The 20,130-nt window shown below is 47.1% G+C and carries 19 protein-coding genes; 3 read left to right on the forward strand and 16 right to left on the reverse strand.

Going from position 1 to position 20,130, the window contains the following annotated elements; genetic code table 11:
• Nucleotides 1-49 precede the first annotated feature (49 nt).
• The 8 genes from NYE58_RS25485 to NYE58_RS25520 form a co-directional block, all read right to left on the reverse strand.
• Nucleotides 50-868 (reverse strand): purine-nucleoside phosphorylase, encoded by an 819-nt coding sequence (locus tag NYE58_RS25485; RefSeq protein ID WP_036676055.1) that lies wholly within the window; start codon nucleotides 866-868, stop codon nucleotides 50-52.
• 49 nt (nucleotides 869-917) lie between these two features.
• Complete coding sequence (gene deoB / locus NYE58_RS25490; protein ID WP_076129494.1) at nucleotides 918-2,096, reverse strand: phosphopentomutase; 1,179 nt, start codon at nucleotides 2,094-2,096, stop codon at nucleotides 918-920.
• 242 nt (nucleotides 2,097-2,338) lie between these two features.
• Nucleotides 2,339-3,232: a site-specific tyrosine recombinase XerD gene (gene xerD / locus NYE58_RS25495; RefSeq protein ID WP_341003320.1), complete on the reverse strand. Its 894-nt coding sequence runs from the start codon at nucleotides 3,230-3,232 to the stop codon at nucleotides 2,339-2,341.
• Nucleotides 3,233-3,391: 159 nt separating this feature from the next.
• Nucleotides 3,392-3,625, reverse strand: a complete 234-nt coding sequence (locus NYE58_RS25500) for a DUF4227 family protein (protein ID WP_036676052.1) — start codon at nucleotides 3,623-3,625, stop codon at nucleotides 3,392-3,394.
• Nucleotides 3,626-3,788: 163 nt separating this feature from the next.
• Entirely contained in the window at nucleotides 3,789-4,253 is a 465-nt protein-coding gene (gene fur, locus NYE58_RS25505; protein WP_036676051.1) for a ferric iron uptake transcriptional regulator, read from the reverse strand.
• 90 nt (nucleotides 4,254-4,343) lie between these two features.
• Nucleotides 4,344-4,994: a stage II sporulation protein M gene (spoIIM, locus tag NYE58_RS25510; protein WP_036676050.1), complete on the reverse strand. Its 651-nt coding sequence runs from the start codon at nucleotides 4,992-4,994 to the stop codon at nucleotides 4,344-4,346.
• A gap of 82 nt (nucleotides 4,995-5,076) precedes the next feature.
• Nucleotides 5,077-6,276 (reverse strand): endonuclease Q family protein, encoded by a 1,200-nt coding sequence (locus NYE58_RS25515; RefSeq protein WP_312150532.1) that lies wholly within the window; start codon nucleotides 6,274-6,276, stop codon nucleotides 5,077-5,079.
• Nucleotides 6,267-6,839 carry an NUDIX hydrolase gene (locus tag NYE58_RS25520; RefSeq protein WP_076276680.1) on the reverse strand — a complete coding sequence of 191 codons (573 nt, stop codon included), beginning with the start codon at nucleotides 6,837-6,839 and terminating at the stop codon, nucleotides 6,267-6,269. Before NYE58_RS25520 ends, NYE58_RS25515 begins: the two co-directional genes overlap by 10 nt.
• Nucleotides 6,840-6,916: 77 nt before the next feature.
• Between NYE58_RS25520 and NYE58_RS25525 the strand changes: the two genes are divergently transcribed.
• The gene (locus NYE58_RS25525; RefSeq protein WP_162636775.1) at nucleotides 6,917-7,090 is read left to right on the forward strand and encodes a hypothetical protein; all 174 of its coding nucleotides are present in this window, start codon (nucleotides 6,917-6,919) and stop codon (nucleotides 7,088-7,090) included.
• 1,476 nt (nucleotides 7,091-8,566) lie between these two features.
• Here NYE58_RS25525 and NYE58_RS25530 read toward each other — a convergent pair.
• A complete protein-coding gene (locus NYE58_RS25530; RefSeq protein WP_076129490.1) occupies nucleotides 8,567-9,694 on the reverse strand; it encodes a tripeptidase T in 1,128 nt (375 codons plus the stop codon).
• A 94-nt stretch (nucleotides 9,695-9,788) separates the two neighbouring features.
• Here NYE58_RS25530 and prli42 point away from each other — a divergent pair, with 94 nt between their 5' ends.
• Nucleotides 9,789-9,890, forward strand: coding sequence for a stressosome-associated protein Prli42 (gene prli42, locus NYE58_RS25535; protein ID WP_094872112.1), 102 nt, complete (start codon nucleotides 9,789-9,791; stop codon nucleotides 9,888-9,890).
• A 70-nt stretch (nucleotides 9,891-9,960) separates the two neighbouring features.
• Here the strand turns inward: prli42 and lipB are convergent, their stop codons facing one another.
• The 5 genes from lipB to lpdA form a co-directional block, all read right to left on the reverse strand.
• On the reverse strand, nucleotides 9,961-10,680 hold the full coding sequence (lipB, locus tag NYE58_RS25540) for a lipoyl(octanoyl) transferase LipB (RefSeq protein ID WP_076193185.1): 720 nt from the start codon (nucleotides 10,678-10,680) through the stop codon (nucleotides 9,961-9,963).
• Nucleotides 10,681-10,735: 55 nt separating this feature from the next.
• Entirely contained in the window at nucleotides 10,736-12,106 is a 1,371-nt protein-coding gene (locus NYE58_RS25545; protein WP_076184130.1) for a dihydrolipoamide acetyltransferase family protein, read from the reverse strand.
• A 145-nt stretch (nucleotides 12,107-12,251) separates the two neighbouring features.
• Complete coding sequence (locus NYE58_RS25550) at nucleotides 12,252-13,238, reverse strand: alpha-ketoacid dehydrogenase subunit beta (RefSeq protein WP_036676034.1); 987 nt, start codon at nucleotides 13,236-13,238, stop codon at nucleotides 12,252-12,254.
• Between the two features lie 3 nt (nucleotides 13,239-13,241).
• Complete coding sequence (locus NYE58_RS25555; RefSeq protein ID WP_076184133.1) at nucleotides 13,242-14,273, reverse strand: thiamine pyrophosphate-dependent dehydrogenase E1 component subunit alpha; 1,032 nt, start codon at nucleotides 14,271-14,273, stop codon at nucleotides 13,242-13,244.
• A 141-nt stretch (nucleotides 14,274-14,414) separates the two neighbouring features.
• On the reverse strand, nucleotides 14,415-15,836 hold the full coding sequence (gene lpdA, locus NYE58_RS25560; RefSeq protein ID WP_076219293.1) for a dihydrolipoyl dehydrogenase: 1,422 nt from the start codon (nucleotides 15,834-15,836) through the stop codon (nucleotides 14,415-14,417).
• Nucleotides 15,837-16,003: 167 nt separating this feature from the next.
• Here lpdA and NYE58_RS25565 point away from each other — a divergent pair, with 167 nt between their 5' ends.
• Nucleotides 16,004-16,309 (forward strand): DUF2627 domain-containing protein, encoded by a 306-nt coding sequence (locus tag NYE58_RS25565; RefSeq protein WP_076129486.1) that lies wholly within the window; start codon nucleotides 16,004-16,006, stop codon nucleotides 16,307-16,309.
• A 242-nt stretch (nucleotides 16,310-16,551) separates the two neighbouring features.
• On the opposite strand, the gene NYE58_RS25570 is transcribed toward NYE58_RS25565, so the two are convergent.
• A complete protein-coding gene (locus NYE58_RS25570; protein ID WP_341003323.1) occupies nucleotides 16,552-18,411 on the reverse strand; it encodes an ABC transporter ATP-binding protein in 1,860 nt (619 codons plus the stop codon).
• Nucleotides 18,392-20,125 carry an ABC transporter ATP-binding protein gene (locus tag NYE58_RS25575; protein WP_341003325.1) on the reverse strand — a complete coding sequence of 578 codons (1,734 nt, stop codon included), beginning with the start codon at nucleotides 20,123-20,125 and terminating at the stop codon, nucleotides 18,392-18,394. The genes NYE58_RS25570 and NYE58_RS25575 overlap by 20 nt, the downstream gene beginning before the upstream one ends.
• Nucleotides 20,126-20,130 lie beyond the last annotated feature (5 nt).

Genomic DNA, 20,130 nt, shown 5'->3' on the forward strand with positions numbered 1-20,130 from the left:
TTGTGTCATAGATTGGACCTCCCAAAAATTCATAATGCAGTACCCGAAATTACATTTTCGGAATAAAGCCCAACACCAGCTTCAGGAAACGCTCACGCACACGATCTGCAGTTTCCATAACCTCTTCATGGTTGAGCGGTTGATCCAGAATTCCCGCAGCCATGTTAGTAATACAGGAGATACCCAATACCTCGATACCTGCATGCCGGGCAACAATGGTTTCCGACACAGTAGACATGCCCACAGCGTCAGCCCCTAGATGACGAAGCATTACGATTTCAGCAGGTGTTTCGTAGCAAGGTCCCAGCAGACCTGCATATACGCCTTCTTTGAATTCGAAATTCTGCTGCGCTGCCGTTTCCTTCGCTACCTTGATCAGGCGGCGGCTATAAGCGGTTGACATATCCGGGAAGCGCACGCCCAGTGCAGGATCATTAGGTCCTATTAACGGGTTCCGTCCCGTCATATTCAGATGATCCGTAAGGAGCATAAGATCGCCCGGCGTGAAATCTGTGTTCACTCCACCAGCAGCATTAGTTACTAATAGGCTGGCTATACCAAGTTCTTTCATAACCCGAACAGGGAATGCCGTAACCTCCGGTCCATAACCCTCATACATATGAAAGCGGCCCTTCATCATCACGACACGGCGTCCTTCAATCATACCGATCAGCAGTTCTCCCTCATGCCCTTCTACAGTGGACACAGGGAAGTGAGGAATCTCATCATATGGAATGCTGATTCCATCGGTGATCAGATCTGCAAGCACACCGAGTCCTGAACCAAGGATCAATCCAATTTCCGGAGCCACCGGACATTTGTCTTTTATATAAATGGCTGCTTCTTGAATTTCTTTTTGAGTTAACATGCTATGGATGATCCTCCTTAATGAATGTTGTGGCGCAACCCACATTCTTTTATTGCAGTTTCGCTAAAAAGCTTGTCCCATACTGCGGCGCCTTCGCACCGAAATTATCAGCAATGGTTGCAGCAACATCCGAGAAGGTCTCACGAATACCCAAGCTATCTGGATGCTTAAGGCGTGGGCTGTAAATAAGCAGCGGCACATATTCACGAGTATGATCTGTTCCACTATGGATTGGATCATTCCCATGATCTGCTGAAATAATCAACAGGTCATCTTCACCAAGCGTGGATAGAATTTCAGGCAGCGCCTGATCGAATACTTCCAGTGCATGACCGTATCCTTCCGGATCGCGGCGGTGTCCATATAAAGAGTCAAAATCCACCAGATTCGTGAACAGCAACCCGTTGAACGGTTGGCGAAGCTGCTCAATGGTAACTTCGATACCATGTTCATTGCTCTTCGTAGGGTAAGAAGCTGTAACCCCTTCACCTGTGAAAATATCGTTGATCTTTCCTACCGCGATAACATCTTTTCCGATATCAGCCAGCGAATTCATTACCGTTGGTTCCGGTGGTTTCACGGCATAATCATGGCGATTCGAGGTCCGTACGAACTTTCCTGGTTCGCCAACATATGGACGAGCAATAACGCGCCCTACGGAGAATTCAGGAGCCATAGTTAGCTCACGGGCGATTTTACACGCGCTGTATAGCTCTTCCAGTGGAATGATATCTTCATGTGCCGCAAGCTGGAATACACTGTCCGCAGAGGTGTACACAATCCAAGCTCCGGTCTTCATCTGCTCTTCGCCATATTCAACTAAAATTTCCGTACCGGAAGCCGGTTTATTACCGATCACTTTCCGGCCAGTTGCTGCTTCGAATTTCTCAATCAATTCTGCCGGAAATCCATCCGGATACGTATTGAATGGAACCTCAATTTTCAGCCCCATCAGCTCCCAGTGCCCGGTCATCGTATCCTTACCTACAGATACTTCCTGCATCTTGCCATAATATCCAGTTGGTGAAGCTACAGGTTCAAGTGGCGGCAGCGGAGCAATATTAGCTAATCCTAACTGCTGAAGGTTAGGCAGTTTTAATCCGGGAACACGGTTCAAAATATGGCCAAGCGTATGCGACCCTGCATCACCAAAATTCGCAGCATCTGGAGCTTCTCCGATACCTACACTATCCAAAACAATAAAACCAATTCGTTTAAATGAGGACATATTGTCTTCACTCCTTTTTTAATATAGATCGTTCGTTCATTCGTTTGCACCAACAAGAAGAAACGGCTGTACCTTCTCCCGGAAGTCAGACGCTTCCGTAGCTAGCGATACAATGTATCGCCTGTCAGGTATCCGTTTCTGCCAAAGGATAACCTGTGGAAAATTACCCATTCCCCAGTCTATCCTATAAGTATGATTCCATCATAACTATCTTACTCACAAAAAGCATCTTTGAAGCATGATCAGCGAGCTCTGGGATGATGGCTCTCATATACTTCCTTCATATTCTTACGCGCGATACCGTTATAAATCTGAGTCGTCGAAATATCAGCATGACCCAGCATTTGTTGTACGGAACGCAAATCCGCTCCACCTTCCAGTAAATGGGCGGCAAAGGAATGCCTAAGCGTATGCGGTGTAATATCCTGCTCAATGTTTGCTTCCCGAGCGTATTTTTTTATGATTTTCCAGAACCCCTGGCGGGTTAAACGCCCACCTAGGCTATTCAGAAACATGGCCGGCTCCTCCTGATGATCACGAAGCAGCTTGTCCCGAATAAGAGAAATGTAAGCTGCTACACTCTCTGCAGCAATGGTTCCAATGGGAACCACTCGTTCCTTGCCCGAAGTCCCTGTACAGCGCGCAAACTTCATGTCTGTATGCACATCGTCTACGTTAAGAGAAATTAATTCAGAAACCTTTATCCCCGTTGCGTAGAGCAATTCCAGCATAGCCTTATCGCGCATCCCTTGTGCTGTACTCACATCTGGAGCAGCTAGCAGCCGCTCAACCTCCGAAACCGCAAGCACCATAGGTGGCTTCTTATCGGGCTTCATGGTTTCCATGTCCAGTGTTGGATCCTGCTCAATTAAACGTTCCTTCAGCAAATAATGAAAAAAGGCCCGCAGGGACACCGCGTTTCTGTTGAGCGTTGCAGTGGCTCTTCCCGCTCCGCGTAAGGAGCCAAGATATAACATCACATGAGATCTTCTGATTTCTTCAGGCTGTTTAACCCCCCGCTCTTCAGCAAACTCTAGAAACTGCGATACATCCCTACCGTAAGATTCCAGTGTATTCGGGGACAAGCCTTTATCTCCGGACAAATAATGTAAAAAAGGCTGCAAGTGTGACTTCATTATTTCACGCTCCTGTCCTGGCGCAGCTACTCTTAGTGTCTTCCTGCAGCACATTCAGCATGAGGCTTTAGCAGATGTGTACACAACGCTTACTCTGCATAAATCCACCCTAGCTTTCTTCGACATTCTTCTCGCTTGTTCCTGCTTCCTGCGGAGCTTTCATTCTCCGAACCAGTAATAGAAACGCAAGCGCTGCCGCGCATCCAGACCATCATCACCAACCTCGGCGTGATCAAATGCCCGAACAGCGGTACCTTCAGGAATTCCATAGTTCTCTATCGGACTGAGCCATTCCCCTAGCCAGCTCATAGCATAGTAGAGTAAATAGCTTAGAGCCACAAACATGATCATAAAATACAGCTTACGCACTGTTTTGGGCACAGAAACAATCATAAGGACGCCTCCTATTACATATAAATGAATTCTGCTCGTCCTTCATTTTATGCTCCAAAAAAGGCTGATATGTATGGCTCTAATAGACTAATCATTTAAAAAGCCCCCTCCGGTATAGGAACCGGGGAGGACTTGTGAAGTTAATTCTTAATATAAGATAACTTTAGGATGGATTTCCGTCTGTATTGTTCTTATCAGTACAGCGGTAGCAAATTCCATGGAAATCAAGTCTATGATCAAGCACTGTGAAATTAAACTCTTTCTCCAGTCGCTCTTCCAGCGGACCGAGCCAATCCTCGCGAATCTCATCCATACTGCCGCATTGCACACAAATTAAGTGATGATGATGATGCTTCGCAGTATCTGTTCGCAAATCATACCGGGCTACACCGTCGCCGAAATTGATCTTTTCTACGACATGAAGCTCACTGAGAAGTTCGAGGGTACGATACACAGTCGCAAGACCGATCTCGGGAGCTTTCTCCTTCACGAGCATAAATACGTCTTCCGCGCTAAGATGATCTTCCTCATTCTCCAGCAGCACTCTTAAGGTCGCTTCCCGTTGGGGTGTAAGCTTGTATCCTTGGGATTGTAACTGTTGCTTAATCTTGTCTATCCGTGCTTCCACCTGTCTCCCTCCCCCTTGGATAATTACCGCACCGGTCTTCAAACCACTTCTTCCATTATAGGGGGTGTCGCTTTCAGAAGTCAAACGCTTTTACTGCACAGTCAAGGTCGTCACCGCTTGTACAAGTGAAGGCGTGACCCAACGCATCATGGTTGGTGTAACCCAGGTCTCAAAACATGAAATACCCAGGATCAAAAGCGCCATCACAAATGACAATATAGTGTACATGGTAAAAGGACGAGTCACTGGCGTCCGGCGCTGTCCCATCACCCGGCTGCGGATCATCTGCAAGGAAAAAGCTATCGCAGCTGCACTGCTAACCAGCAACACAGGGATCAGCACCAGATTATGTGGAGCCACAGAGACTAACGCGAACAACATCCCATGCCAAGAATATTGACTGACCAGACAGCCAACCGTAAAACCAATCAGTACCCCTTTTAAAAAATCAAGAATCAAAATTCCCGGCAGCCCAATGACCGACAACCCAAGAATCCAGATCAGTCCGATCCATTTCAGATTCAAGGCCGCTATACTCCAGTACGAATCAGGTGCGGCGGGCAGACCTTGCTGATCAACCGTAACAAAGAAATTCCCCAGATAATCCCCCAGCTCCTGCTGCTGATCCATCGTAAGCGCACTAACGATAAGAGCTCCAAATACAACACCTACCAGAAATAATACGCCGACAAAAATATACAGAGGCGTCTGTTCCTTCATCATCAGCCGTAAATTACGCATTTGGGACGTTCCCCTTTCCGGTTACATGTTACACCATATGAGAAAACGTCCCGCGATATGACTTGTCCTTCAGGTAATGACTCTACTTTCTGGGCTGAACCACTTTACCGTACGTCCCGCCACCGCCTGCTGATAGCTCCAAAATTCCAGAGCGGGCCTGGACGATCATCGACGCCAGATCCGCACCTACAACGCTGGCAATTTCCGCTTCACCACAACCATGTAAAATGTTCATCTCAGTTCCAAACGCTTGCAGTAACGCGTTCATCTTCGCCTTCCCTAACCCCGGGATAAATTCAAGCGGAACCTGATAATGATAGGGTGGACGGTCAGCAGGCACTAACGGCGTCTTGCGGTCCGCAATATCTAGGATCCGGTCGAAGACACCTCTAACCAGCTTAAGACTGCCGCAATATTGGCAACGATCCGAGTTGACATAAGCCTCATCAATAATACTGCCACAGCCCCCGCAATAGCTCCGGTGGTATTTGCCAAGCCGCGGATTAAGTCCGAAATTAGCACTTACCTTCCGCCCATCTTTACGTTCCAGTGCAAGCCGCAGTTCAGCGAACGAAGGCTGTGCCAGCTCCATCACATTATACTCACGCCCTAACTTACCCAGTGAATGCGCATCTGAGTTGGTTAGAAACGTGAAATTATCCAGCTCAGAGAGATATCCAGCCATTTCGGAATCTGCACTCAGCCCAAGTTCAACCGCAGCTATGCGGTCCAGATCAAAGATGTCCGCCATACGCTCGGCAGCACAGCCGTACAAGCCCTTGTGAGGCGTGAAAATATGTGCAGGGATAAGAATGCCTCCCCGGCCGTAAATCTCATCCTGAAGCTCCCTAGCCGGAGCATACAGGCGTTGGGAACTTAGATTCACGTTCCGCATATAGCGGCTCATCCACGCACTAAAGTCAGTCATGCGTTCCACGTCCGGCATGTAAGCGAGCACATGGCACTCTTTTCGCCCAGGCTCGCGGATTTCAATCTCTGTTCCCAGAATGATCGTAGTCCCTCGGTAAGCAATGCCTCCACCTTCAGCTAATGTCATCTCTCCAGATTCCAAAGACCGCTGAATATCCCGCAGGACGCCAGGTGAATGACTATCTATAATACCGATCATTTCTAGTCCTTTGCGCTCTGCAGCTTCTTTGGCAATTCCCGCAAAGGTAAGCTCGCGGCTGCCGCTAATTTTGACAGCCTGACCTTCCGACGTTCGCCCAATATGAACATGCAAATCGCAATAGAAACTCTTCAGTTCAGTTGTTAATTCCATTGGCCTGTCAGCGTGTATAGATGCCAAGCGTACACTGCCATCATCGTTTTTGCATCCGCGATGCGCCCGTCAGCCATATATTGATACGCTTCCTCCAGGGTAAGCTCCGAAACCTCTAGAAATTCATCCTCGTCCAGTGACATGTCCCCTGGTTGAGCGTTAGTAGTCACATACAAATGAATAATCTCATCGGCGAAGCCGGGAGAAGTATAGAAAGATTTAAGCAATTTCAGATCTCCACTGTGAAATCCAGTCTCTTCCTGAAGTTCACGACCAGCCGCAACTAATGGATCTTCACCTTTATCCAGCTTCCCAGCCGGAATTTCTACCTCAGTGCGTTGCATAGGCTGACGGTATTGCTCTACAACAAGCATTTTGTTGTTGTTTAAAGCAAGCACCGCTACGGCGCCGGGATGCTTCACAACTTCACGTGTCGCAGTATTTCCATCAGGCAGTCTCACTGTGTCCACCTGCAAAGATATAATCTTCCCATCAAAAACAGGCTGTGTAGACAATGTCACTTCATCAAGCTCGGGTTTGCTGTTCAAATGTTGTTCTCCCATAAAGTTTCTGGTCTCCTTTTTCTCTATTGTGCATACGGTGTATTATAGCAAACTTAAAGGGAAAGAAGGAATTTCAGATGAATGAAATCTTCAGCCGTACAAGCTCATCCGCAGTGATGATGGTAGGTAAGCCGGAGGAAATAAAGGCCATCTTGGCTGGATGGATCCAGCAGTATGGGCGCGATATGCCCTTGGCATACATTCTTTCCCTGCACGATCAATCCGCAATTCTTCCGTCCAAGGCAGGATGAATTCATCCTCTCCTTTGGGACTTAGCCATACATGATCACACAACTATAGGGGTGTCTCAAAAGCCATGAAATGGCTACTGGGGCACCCCAGTCTTTTTGCGTCGCCCCGATTAGGGGGAATTGCGCTTAGACCGCTGGTATTGGGCAAAGGTTGATTGATTAAGCAACTAATGGGCTTACGATGCTGGCGTCAGACACAACTTGTTGATCGCTCACGATGCTGGCATCTAGCACAAGTTGTTTGATTATGTTACTATTGCGCCTACCTTTGTACGCTTTCGGACTCAGTTGACCTTAAACACACCTTTTCCCCACTTTTGCTATGCTATCGGACCCCAGTGACGCTATCAGCACGAAAAACACACTATATGCTACTCTTCTTATGGAATAGCTGCGCTGGTGTCCGTTACTCTGCTCAAATGGCGATTAATTTGCTTTTAGCGTCATATGGGTCCTTTCGCCTCAAGAGAGGGGACGGACTTAGCATTATCGCTCTCTGACATCGGAAGTGACTCGCGCTATCGGACTCAGTTGCCCTTAAACACACCTTTTCCCCACTTTTACGATGCTATCGGACCCCAGTGACGCTATCGGCACGAAAAACACACTATATGCTACTCTTCTTATGGAATAGCTGCGCTGGTGTCCGTTACTCTGCTCAAATGGCGATTAATTTGCTTTTAGCGTCATATGGGTCCTTTCGCCTCAAGAGAGGGGACGGACTTGGCATTATCGCTCGCTGACATCGGAAGTGACTCGCGCTTTCGGACTCAGTTGACCTTAAACACACCTTTTCCGCACTTTTGCTATGCTATCGGACCCCAGTGATGCTATCGGCACGAAAAACACACTATATGCTACTCTTATTATGGAATAGCTGCGCTGGTGTCCGTTACTCTGCTCAAATGGCGATTAATTTGCTTTTAGCGTCATATGGGTCCTTTCACCTCAAGAGAGGGGACGGACTTGGCGCTGTCGGTTGTGTCTCTGTGCTGTGTGATGTGTCTCAGTACTATCGAATGTGACTCGTTGCTGACTCTGTGCTGTGTGATGTGTCTCAGTACTATCGAATGTGACTCTTTGCTGTGTGTGACTCGCGCTATCGGACTCAGTTGCACTTAAACACACCTTTTCCCCACTTTTGCTATGCTATCGGACCCCAGGGACGCTATCGGCACGAAAAACACACTATATGCTACTCTTCTTAAGAAATAGCTGCGCTGGTGTCCGATACTCTGCTCAAATGGCGATAATTTGGCTTATAGCGTCATCTGGTTCCTTTAGCCTCAAGAGAGGGGTGGCATCCGGGCATTCCGGAAATTTCTACTTCGAGACTCGCCAAAAGCGGCATTAGAGGTCGCATGACTTTTTTTGGGATTACCCTAAATATAGCTGCACTAAACTCCCCATAAAAAAAATACAGAGCAGCAATCCTCCGTTACGGTAGAATCGCTGCTCTGCTGTTTTATAAGGTGGTTAGCCCTTTACGCTCTCTTTTACAATATTCACAACGAGTTCAGCCACTTTAACGATATCTTCGGCTTTAATCCGTTCCTTGGTAGTATGGATATGTTCATAACCCACTGCAAGGTTAACAGTCGGAACATCTAGACCGTTGAACACGTTAGCGTCACTACCTCCGCCAGAGTGGAACAGACGTGGAGTAAGCCCCATAGAAGTAATGGCCCGCTGTGCAAGCTGCACTACCGGATCATGTTCATTAAAGCTAAAAGCAGGGTAGATGATTTCACTGCGGAATTCGCATTCTGCGCCGTATTCCCGCACAGTTGTCTCGAGTGCTTCGCGCATCGAAGCGATTTGATCGCCAACCTTCTCCTGCACAATACTGCGTGCTTCTGCATCCAGCTGGACGTGATCGCACACTACATTCGTTGGGCCGCCGCCAGCGAACTTTCCAATATTCGCTGTGGTTTCGTTATCAATACGACCCAGCTTCATGGCTGCAATCGCTTTGCTAGCGACTTGAATTGCGCTGATGCCGTCCTCTGGGTTCACGCCAGCATGAGCCGATTTCCCAAAGATTTGCATCGTGATTTTAGCCTGTGTCGGTGCTGCCACCGCAATCGCTCCAACTTCACCATTGGAATCAAGCGCAAAGCCGAAGTCTGCATCCAAGTTGCTTGGATCCATCGAACGTGCGCCCAGCAATCCAGATTCTTCACCCGCTGTAATCACGAATTGAATCTGACCATGCGGAAGCTTTTGCTCTTGGATCACGCGAATGGCTTCGAACAATGCCGCAAGCCCTGCTTTGTCATCAGCTCCAAGAATCGTAGTGCCATCACTTGTAATCCATCCATCTGAACCAAGTGTAGGCTTGATATTTTGTCCGGGAACAACCGTATCCATATGGCATGTGAACAGAAGCTTTGGAGCAGCTCCTCCATTCTCAGCTGGCCAGGTAATGAATAGATTACCTGCTCCATGTCCGGTTCTTTCCTGGGAATCGTCTTCGAGCACTTCTAAACCCAGTTCGTTAAACTTACTCTTAAGGACATCGGCAATCTGCCGTTCATTTCTTGTTTCGCTATCAACTTGGACAAGTTCCATAAACTCCTGAATCAATCGGTCTTGTGAAATCACTGGACTTCCCTCTCTTTCGTGAATACGGTACAATGGTTGTACGGCATTACCATCTTCATGTTAATAACTTAAACTAAATCTAAAGGAGTTACCCATGCAACGTAATAAATGGTTCAAGATCTTCATCTACGTCATGTTGTTTGCCATGATTGCCTCTACGCTCTTTATGGTTATCGAGCCGTTCCTTGCAGGTTAAACATTGCTCAGGAAGCATTAATAATAGCGGCTAGGAACTCCTTGCCGCTATTTGGCCTGCACGTTTGTTCCTAATCAGCCTTTGCCATATCACAGAAAGTATCCATCAGCTCTTCATATGGAAAATGTTTTAAGAAATATGGAACCAGCTCTCTAGCCACCTCTTGAAGCTCAAATCGACGACCTGCACATTCCTCTAGAGAAGTTATCCCAAAATCGGTGATCCCGCATGGAATAATCCCTTGAAACCCGCGCGCCGCAATCCCCTCAGAAATGTTAAAAGCAAAACCATGACTGGTAATAAAACCTCTTCTAAATTTACTCTTATTAAACTTCACACCAATAGCACAGATCTTCTCATCGCCAACCCATACTCCGGTGTACTCCGGTTTACGATCTCCGGCAATACCGTAGGATGCCAAATAATCAATAATAACAGCCTCCAGACTGCGCAAGTACCCATGCAAATCCACTTTGCCATCTTCTCCGAGCTTAAGGATCGGATAACCTACAAGCTGACCGGGTCCGTGATATGTAATATCTCCTCCGCGATCGATTTCAAACAGCGCGATTCCTTTTTCTTCGAGCTGCTCATGATCCAAGAGAAGATGTTCAGGATGATTTTGTGAACCAATAGTATAGGTAGGCGGATGCTGCAAAAGAATAAGTCTCTCCGGCTGCTCGCCAGAATCAATGGCATGCACACTTTCTTTTTGCAGCTCCCAGGCCGTCCCATACTCCATAATAGGGTCATATGAAATCTGCAGCTTACGAATATCCGAATTATTCATACCGTCAGGTCCCCTTTTTCAGTCTCATGCCTGCACAGTTTGGCTCGTTATTATTTTAGTAAAGTTTCGTATCCGGGGTATATCCTTCAATATTATCCTTGACGCGTTGCAAGAAACGACCACAAATGACTCCGTCCAGAATCCGATGATCGAGCGACAGACAAATATTAGCCATTGATCGCACACCTATCATATCGTTAATGACCACAGGTCTTTTTACAATCGATTCAAATGTTAAAATCGCTGCCTGTGGATAGTTAATGATTGGATAAGAAAGAATGGAGCCAAACGAGCCTGTATTATTTACAGTGAAAGTCCCTCCCTGCAAATCTTCCAGGCTCAGTTTGCCTTCGCGTGTTTTTTGTGCCAATTCATCAATCTCACGAGCCAACCCAGCGACATTTTTCTGATCAGCCTTCTTAATCACAGGAGTGATAACCGAATCTTCTGTACCTACTGCTAACGAGATATTGATATCACGTTTGACAATAATTTTGTCTACAGCCCAGACAGAGTTCATAATCGGGTAATCCTTAATCGCACTCACAACAGCCTTCATCATGAAAGCCAGATAGGTTAGATTGATACCTTCTTTACGCTTGAACTCATCCTTATGTTTATTGCGCAGTGCGACCAGATTAGTCACGTCTACCTCAATCATTGTCCAAGCATGCGGAATCTCAGAGACACTTTGACGCATTCTTGTAGCAATTGTATTTCGGATTGGCGTTACATCAATCAGGTATTCAGAACTGCTGCCTCTGCCACCCTCAACTTCAATTGTTGGAATACGAGGAGATTCGCTCAAGTGTAGACCCGAATGGCGAAGTGGCTCTTCTGCCTTCTTCTCTTGGGCTTGAACGAACTGTGGAGCAGGCGGTTGTGACGCCATTGGGGCAGGCTGGCTAGCAGAAATCGAAGCTGCAGATCTAGCTCCGCCGCTTTCGAGGAAAGTCAGCACATCCTTACGGGTAATCCGACCACCCATACCAGTACCAGCAACTAAAGTCAGATCGATGTTATGTTCAGCAGCCAAAGTCTGTACCGCAGGAGAATAGCGTGCACGCATCATATCGCCAGCAGTTGAAGTCGCACTTTGTCCTGCAGCATTATTAGAGGAATTAGCTGCAACTGTGTTAGTGTTAGTCACGTTTGCAGCAGCAGATGCAGTCACAGGCACGGCTATACGACAAATGACTTCGCCGACATTGACAACCTGGCCTTCTTCCGCCAATAGTTCACCCATAACTCCATCTATCGTTGAAGGTAATTCAGCATTTACTTTATCTGTAATAAGCTCACATATTGGTTCGTATTGCTCTACCGGATCGCCCGGTTTCTTCAGCCATTTTCCGATCGTCGCCGATACTAGCGATTCCGCCAGCTGCGGCATGATCACGTCAGTCAACTTTTGGTTGTCAGACATCTTTTCACTCCTTAAAAGTTTTACGAAGCATTGACTCTTAGAAAGACTACATAGTAAAACTTGCTTCGTAAGCATATTCTTAAAGTTTTACGAAGCTTCGTCAGCATCACCTGAGTTTTAGGAAGCTTCGCATCTACTCAACAAATTAATATTGTGCCAGCCGGAGCATTTCCGCCTTCACTTTTTCTTTACTTAGCATGAAAAACTTCTCCATTGGCGGGCTGATTGGCATCGCCGGAACATCGGGACCACAAAGACGGAAGATTGGTGCATCCAGCTCGAACAGACAATGCTCAGCGATAATGGCCGCCACTTCGCCGCCAATTCCGCCTGTTTTATTATCTTCATGCACAATCAATACCTTACCGGTCTGACGGGCAGCAGCTATGATCGCATCACGATCCAGCGGTTGCAAGGTACGCAGATCAAGAATATGTGCTGTAATTCCTTCCTCGCGTTCCAATTCTTCCGCAGCCTGCATAGCAAAATGCAGCGGGAGACTGTAGCCAATCACCGTAATATCCGTTCCCTCACGCAGCAGATTAGCTTCGCCAATTGGAACGGTGTAATCCCCTTCCGGCACTTCTTCCTTGATCAGCTTGTAACACTTTTTGTTCTCAAAGAAAAGAACCGGATCAGGATCACGTACGGCTGCCTTCAGCAATCCTTTAGCATCATAAGCGGAGTAAGGCGCTACAATCTTCAATCCAGGTGTACCAAAGAAAATCGATTCTGGACACTGTGAATGATACAAACCGCCGAACACCCCGCCGCCAATAGGAGCACGAATGACAACCGGGCAACTCCAATCGTTATTTGAACGATAGCGGATTTTAGCCGCTTCACTGATAATTTGATTCGTCGCCGGAAGCATAAAGTCGGAGTATTGCATTTCAGCTATTGGTTTCATTCCGTACATAGCTGCTCCGATGGCTACACCAGCAATCGCTGATTCAGCGAGGGGTGTATCCATAACCCGCTCTTCGCCAAACTGTTCCTGTAGACCTTTAGTTGTGGTAAATACGCCGCCTTTGAGACCAACGTCCTCACCAAGCACGAACACGGAATCATCGCGCTCCATTTCTTCCTTCATCGCGAGCCTGATGGCATCGATATATTCCATTATAGCCATGGTTTATGCCCCTCCTTTGAGGTCGGAATCACTGTATACATGCAGCAGTGTGTCTTCCGGTTTCGGGAACGGAGCATTATCGGCATACTCGATAGCCGCTTTAAGCTCAAGATTGCATTCAGCAGCAAGATCTTGTTCTTGCTCATCACTCCACAATCCCAGACCGATCAAGTAATTACGGAATCCTGCTACGCCGTCCTTCTTCCAGTTCTCATCAACCTCTTCTTTGGTCCGGTAAGCCAGATCATTATCTGAGGTGGAGTGTGGAGATAAACGGTACATCATCGCTTCAATCAGCGTAGGACCTTCACCCGCGAGGGCTCTTTCCCGCGCTTCCTTAACGACACGATAAACCTCAAGCGGATCGTTTCCGTCTACACGCACACCAGGAAATCCATAACCCAGTGCACGGTCGCTAACCTTGCCGCCTAACTGTTTATGAACAGGAACAGAGATTGCGTACTGATTGTTCTGGCACATGATAATAACCGGCAGCTTATTCACTCCGGCAAAGTTACACGCTTCATGAAAATCCCCCTGATTGCTGGAACCTTCACCGAAGGTTACAAAGGAGACGAATTTCTTCTTCTGCATTTTGGCCGCCAGAGCAAAGCCAACCGCATGAGGGACCTGCGTGGTTACAGGGCTTGACCCTGTCACAATACGCAGACGTTTACTGCCAAAGTGACCCGGCATTTGCCGCCCACCACTGTTTGGATCTTCTGCCTTAGCGAATACGGACAACATAAGTTCGCGTGTAGTCATACCCACTGAGAGCACGAAAGCATAATCGCGGTAATAAGGTAAAAAATAATCATTTTGCCGGTCCAGCGCGAATGCCGCCGCCACCTGACCCGCCTCCTGGCCTATACCGGAGACATGAAAGTTGATCTTGCCAGCGCGCTGAAGCAGCAGACTGCGCTCATCGTATTTACGAGCGAGCGACATATATCTGTACATATCGATGACCTGGCCGTCACTAAGTCCAAGCTGCTTATGTCTGTTAATCGTTTCTACAGTACCTTGGGGTTCCATAAAGAGATACCTCCTTATTCATAAAGCCTGAAGTCTTACAGGAATTAAGACCAATTGTGCCCTGATCTTAAAACCTGGTACTAAGACTTGACTTGAGTATATTATAATCCCTTTCTACCCAAAAAGAAAAGCTAAGAAAAACTAAAATCCAATAGATCTTCCATCCACAGCTAACATTGCTTCTCCGATAATCTCCGAAAGGGTAGGGTGAGCATGTATAGCTTCACCAATCTCCCAAGGTGTTGCATCCAGAAGCTGTGCCAAGGCCGCTTCTCCAATTAGATCCGTCACATGAGGACCAATCATCTGCACACCAAGAATATCTCCACTGCTACGATCCGCTACAACTTTCACAAATCCATCCTTCTGGCCATATACAATTGCCTTACCAATGGCCGAGAATGGGAACTTGCCAATCACTACATCATGTCCAAGCTCTTTAGCTTCCTTCTCGGTGTAGCCCACACTTGCTACCTCAGGCCGAGTATAGACACAACGTGGTACTAAATGTGTATGATAAGGATGTAGCTTCTCACCAGATAGATGGTTAACCGCCATTATCCCTTCATGACTGGCTGCATGAGCCAATTGAAGCCCACCGATGCAGTCGCCAATGGCATAAATATGCGGCTCTGCCGTCTGCATACTAGCGTTTACAGCAATAATCCCTTTGTCAAAGCGAATGTCTGTGTTTTCCAGACCAATATTCTCGATGTTGGCGACTCTGCCTACGGATACAAGCAATTTTTCTGCCGTTAGGCTTTGACTTTGCTCTCCCTTACGGGCTTCGATCGAAATTCCATCCTCCGTTACCTGGCAGGTTGCAGCATCCACTGTAGTTTCAGTCAGTACCTTAACCCCACGCTTTTTCAACAACCGTTGCAGTTCCTTAGCTATCTCTTCATCCTCTTGAGGCAGTAACTGACCTGCCGCTTCAACCACAGTCACCTGCACTCCAAAATCAGCCAGCATTGAAGCCCATTCGACCCCAATTACACCACCGCCCACAATGATGATAGAGGATGGCAGCTCTTCGAGCATGAGCGCTTCATCACTGCTAAGAATCACTTTCCCGTCTGGTTCGAGACCAGGCAATACTCGGGGGCGTGAGCCCGTAGCGATAATAAGATGGCTGGAAACTACTGTTTCCATCTCCCCATCTTCCAGTTCCACAGCTACAGCACCGCTGCGCGGAGAAAAAATAGAAGGACCCGTTACGCGCCCTTTACCTTTGACAACTTGTATTTTATTTTTGCGCATCAAATATTGTACGCCTTGATGAAGTTGCTCAACTACAGCTTCTTTGCGTTTCTGTACCTTTGGGAATACCAGCTGTACACCGCTTGTCTCAATGCCATAGCTCTCACTCTCATTGATTTCAGCATATACCTCTGCACTACGGAGCAGCGATTTACTAGGAATGCAGCCCCGATGCAGACAGGTTCCTCCCAGTTTGTCCATTTCGATGACGACAACGGACTTTCCAAGCTGTGCAGCGCGAATAGCCGCCACATACCCTCCAGTACCTCCGCCAAGTATGGCCACGTCACATGAAATTGTCATGATATGTATCCTCCAGTCATTACACGTAAGTTCATTTTACTTAGTATATTGTACTCTCTTTTTGCTCTATTACAAAACTTATAAACGTCATATGCAAATGGACTTTTTCTTGCTAAAGCGTTATCATATGGGTGAATCTAAAGGGCTAAGAGGGGTAGGAGACACTTATGAAACTGTTAATTTCACGCTTCATTGCCATCCTTATTCTTGTGTTTCCGGGCTTAATAGCAATGAAGGGCTTCCTCATGATGAAGGATGATATTTTTGATTACATATCCATGCATGGTGATGATTCTGTTGTGCCCCACTTTGCTTGGCTGCATTTCGGTGGTGGATTGCTGCTCTTCGCAGCTGGCATGACTTTCCTTGGTGGCTGGATTCTGGCTAGGGACCGTAAGAAGAATTACGTAGGTCCAAGGTTCAAGGAGAAGCAAAAGGCGAAACAAGCCGGAACGCAGGAAACGATCTCTTAAGAGGCTATGCTAAACTTAGGATCAGCTTTTTCATCTCATCATTTATTCACCTGATCATCTGAATCTCGAATCGCACACAATCAAGCCTTATTACCCTGCTGATTGTAATTTGTACAATAGATTTCCCCACATTCAAACCCTCCCAGCTCACCCGATCTGGTGCTCGTTATCTATCATAAATAACATAAAGGCGAGAACTTCATGGACGCAATCTGCGCTACCTGAAAATTCTCGCCTTTTTCTTAAATACCCGCCTTATCAAGCGCCTCTTTCCGCCGCCCCTGTACCAACTCGCTGTACAGTCCGCCTTGCTTCAGCAGCTCTTCATGAGAGCCTTGCTGCAATAATCTGCCGCCCTGAAGCACAAGAATTCGATCAGCTGCACGTATCGTGCCAAGTCTATGAGCAATGACGAAGCTCGTTCGCCCTTTCATCAGCGCCTGCAGCCCTTCCTGAATCTTGATCTCGGTCACTGTATCAATACTGCTGGTTGCTTCATCAAGCACAAGCATAGAGGGGTTAGCAAGAATCGCTCTCGCAATGGAGAGCAGTTGCTTCTGCCCTTGGCTTATACCGCTGCCATCCGCCGAGAGCATCCGTTCATAACCTTCGGGCATTCGCATAATAAAAGAATGGGCATTGGCCAGCTTAGCCGCCTCTTCAACCTCTTCATCGGACGCATCCAGCCTCCCGTATCGGATGTTATCGCGGATACTCCCTTTGAACAAAAAGGAATCCTGCAATACAAAGGCCATATGACTTCTCAAGCTTTCCCGCCGAATCGAAGTGATATCTAAGCCATCCAGCGTGATTTTCCCCTGATTAGGATCATAGAAACGGGATAACAGCCCAATTAGCGTTGTTTTGCCTGCACCGGTAGGTCCAACTAAAGCGATCATCTCGCCAGGCTTCGCTTCAAAGCTGATATCCTGCAGCGTGTTAGAACCTCCATCATAAGAAAAAGCTACATTTTCAAACTTCACCGCACCCTGTACAGTTTCAAGTGATTTGGCTGCACCTTCATCTTTAGCCTCGGTCTCTTCGTCCAGCACTTCAAACACCCGCTCGGCCCCTGCCACCGCTGAGAGCAAGGTATTCCACTGATTCGCTAAATCATTAAGCGGACGAGTAAACTGGCGGGTATATTCCACGAATACGATGATCACACCCACTGTAATCGACCCACGGATCGCAAGCAGACCACCAATTCCTGCAACTATGGCGAAGCTGAGATTATTAAGACCATTCATAAGCTTGGGGATGAAACCAGAAATGGACTGCGCCCAGTAGCCTGACAGCATAATTCGCTTGTTGCGTTCATGAAAACCAGAGATGACGCGTTCCTCTTGTGAAAAAGCCTTGATAATCCGTTGTCCGGATAAGGTCTCCTCAATATAACCGTTAAGCTCCCCTACATTGCGCTGACGTTCTTTAAATAATGGGCCTGTACGGCGTGTAATCCAGCGCATGCCTAACAACATCAAAGGCACTACGAGGAATGTGAGCAGCGTCAACAAGGGACTAAGCCACAGCATAACCCCTACGGTTCCTAGCAAGGTTAAGACACTTGAAAATATCTGAATAGCCGAGCTATTCAACGTAGAGCTGACGTTCTCGATATCATTGGTAAGACGGCTCATAATTTCCCCCTGCTGTCTCCGATTAAAAAAGGAAATAGGCAGACGGTGTAAATGGGAGAATAGCTCCGTACGCATCCGTAATACAGTTTCTTGAGCAATTTCGATCATCCATATGTTTTGCAGCCAAGAAGTCAGAGAATAAAAAATGTACACACAAGCAAGGCTTGTCAGAAAAACAACCCATGATCGCCCGCCGGTACCTTCCAGATAATTATCCACCGCTCTGCCAATCATGTATGGCCCCAGCAGCGCAAGCGCTGAGCTGAAGACAACCATGATCAGTACAAGAATAAGCGTGGCTTTACGCTCAGCTAGATAACTCCAGATCCGGATCAGCGTCCCTGACCAATCCTTCGCCTTTGCTTTGGGTTTGCCGCCAGATGCTGTCCCTAGACTTCGTCCCACGCCAAGTTCAAAATTCGGTTTAGGATGACGAAAAGGTTCAATTAATGCTTTGAACATGCTGCTTCGCCTCCTCTACCTGTGATTCATAAATCTTGCGGTACAGCTCGGAGCTTGCCATAAGCTCCTTATGCGAGCCTTTGCCAATTAATCGTCCCTCATCCAGCAACAGGATCAAATCGGCTGATGCCGTTGAACTGATTTTCTGAGTAATCAAAAAGGTTGTACAGGAGATATCCTTTAACGCCTCCAGCAAAAGCCCTTCCGTAACCGCATCAAGAGCACTGGTGCTGTCATCAAGGATCAACATAGCCGGTTTTCTAACAAGTGCACGGGCAATCGTTAACCGCTGCTTTTGTCCGCCGGAGAGATTTACCCCTCGTTGACCAAGCATCGTGTCATAACCATCTGGCAACCCTTTTACCGTCTCTTGAATTTGTGCAGCTCCCGCTGCTTGTTGGATTTGTTCCAGTGTGGCGTGTTCATTGCCCCATGCAATATTATCGCGAATTGATCCGCTGAAAAGCTGCAATTCCTGAGGCACATAACCTATCGATTTCCGCAGTCTGGAAATATCGATATCGGCACTTTTTTCACCGTCAATCCAAATGGTGCCGTCTGTCTCTTCATACAAGCGCGGAATCAAACTCACGAGTGAGGATTTTCCTGATCCGGTCGCCCCCATAATCGCTACTCGCTCACCAGCAGCTACTTCAAAATGAATGTCCTCCAGGACAGAGATATCACTATTAGGATACTTAAAGCAAACGCCTTCAAATTTAACGTGGCCCTGAATCGGCTCACCTTGCAAAGTCCCGCCTTCACGAACTCCAGCTCCCGCTTCCATAACTTCTGAAACACGTTGAGAGGAGGCACGAGCGCGGGAAAACGTTACAACAAGACCAGAGATAGCTGATAACGCTCCAATTGTTCGCAAGGAGTAATTAATAACAGCAACAGTCTGACCCAAAGTAGCATCCCCGCTGGAAATGGCTATCCGTCCAAACCATAAAATCGCCAAAATCGCCGCATTCACAATAAGCATAACAAAAGGCATCGTCGTCTCAGTCAAACGCAAGGCAGACACTGTTGATCTCATCAAATTCCCGCTAAATACAGTGAAACGTTCAATCTCATACCCCATACGCACAAATACGCGGATCAAGCGAATACCCGTAAGGTTCTCCTGAATCACGCCATTAACTCCGTCTAAACGCTGCTGGACCGTACGAAATAACAAGGAAGCTTTTCTCATAATCCAGTAGAGGAAAAAAATCAACAAAGGTAACGCCACCGTCAGCAGTAATCCCAGCTTCACATGAACAACTAACGCCATAATCACACTGCCTACCACAACAAGTGGCACCCGTGTCATAAAGCGCAAGCTCATAAAAATAGTATCCTGCAGCTGTGATACATCGCCAGTCAGACGGGTAATCAGTGACGAAGTAGCAAAACGATTAAATACTTCATACGTAAAAGACTGTACCTTTTCGTACAATTTGTCCCTAAGATCGAACGCAAAGCTCTGACTTGCATGGGCAGCAAAAAAAGAACTGAGTACCCCGGCTGTAAACGCAACTACCGCGCTGCCGATCAATACACTGCCCCACAGCCATACTACAGAGGTATCTTTTTCTCGGATCCCCAAGTCAATGATTTTGGAAATGATCAAAGGCTGTGATAATTCTACCGTCAATTCAATGAGCATCATTACAAGGGCAGCTATTGCAGCTACCTTATATTTTTTGAGAAAAGAGAAAATCAAAGCCATTCGCA

This window comes from Paenibacillus sp. FSL L8-0708, from assembly GCF_038009325.1.
Lineage (GTDB): Bacteria > Bacillota > Bacilli > Paenibacillales > Paenibacillaceae > Paenibacillus_AQ > Paenibacillus_AQ odorifer.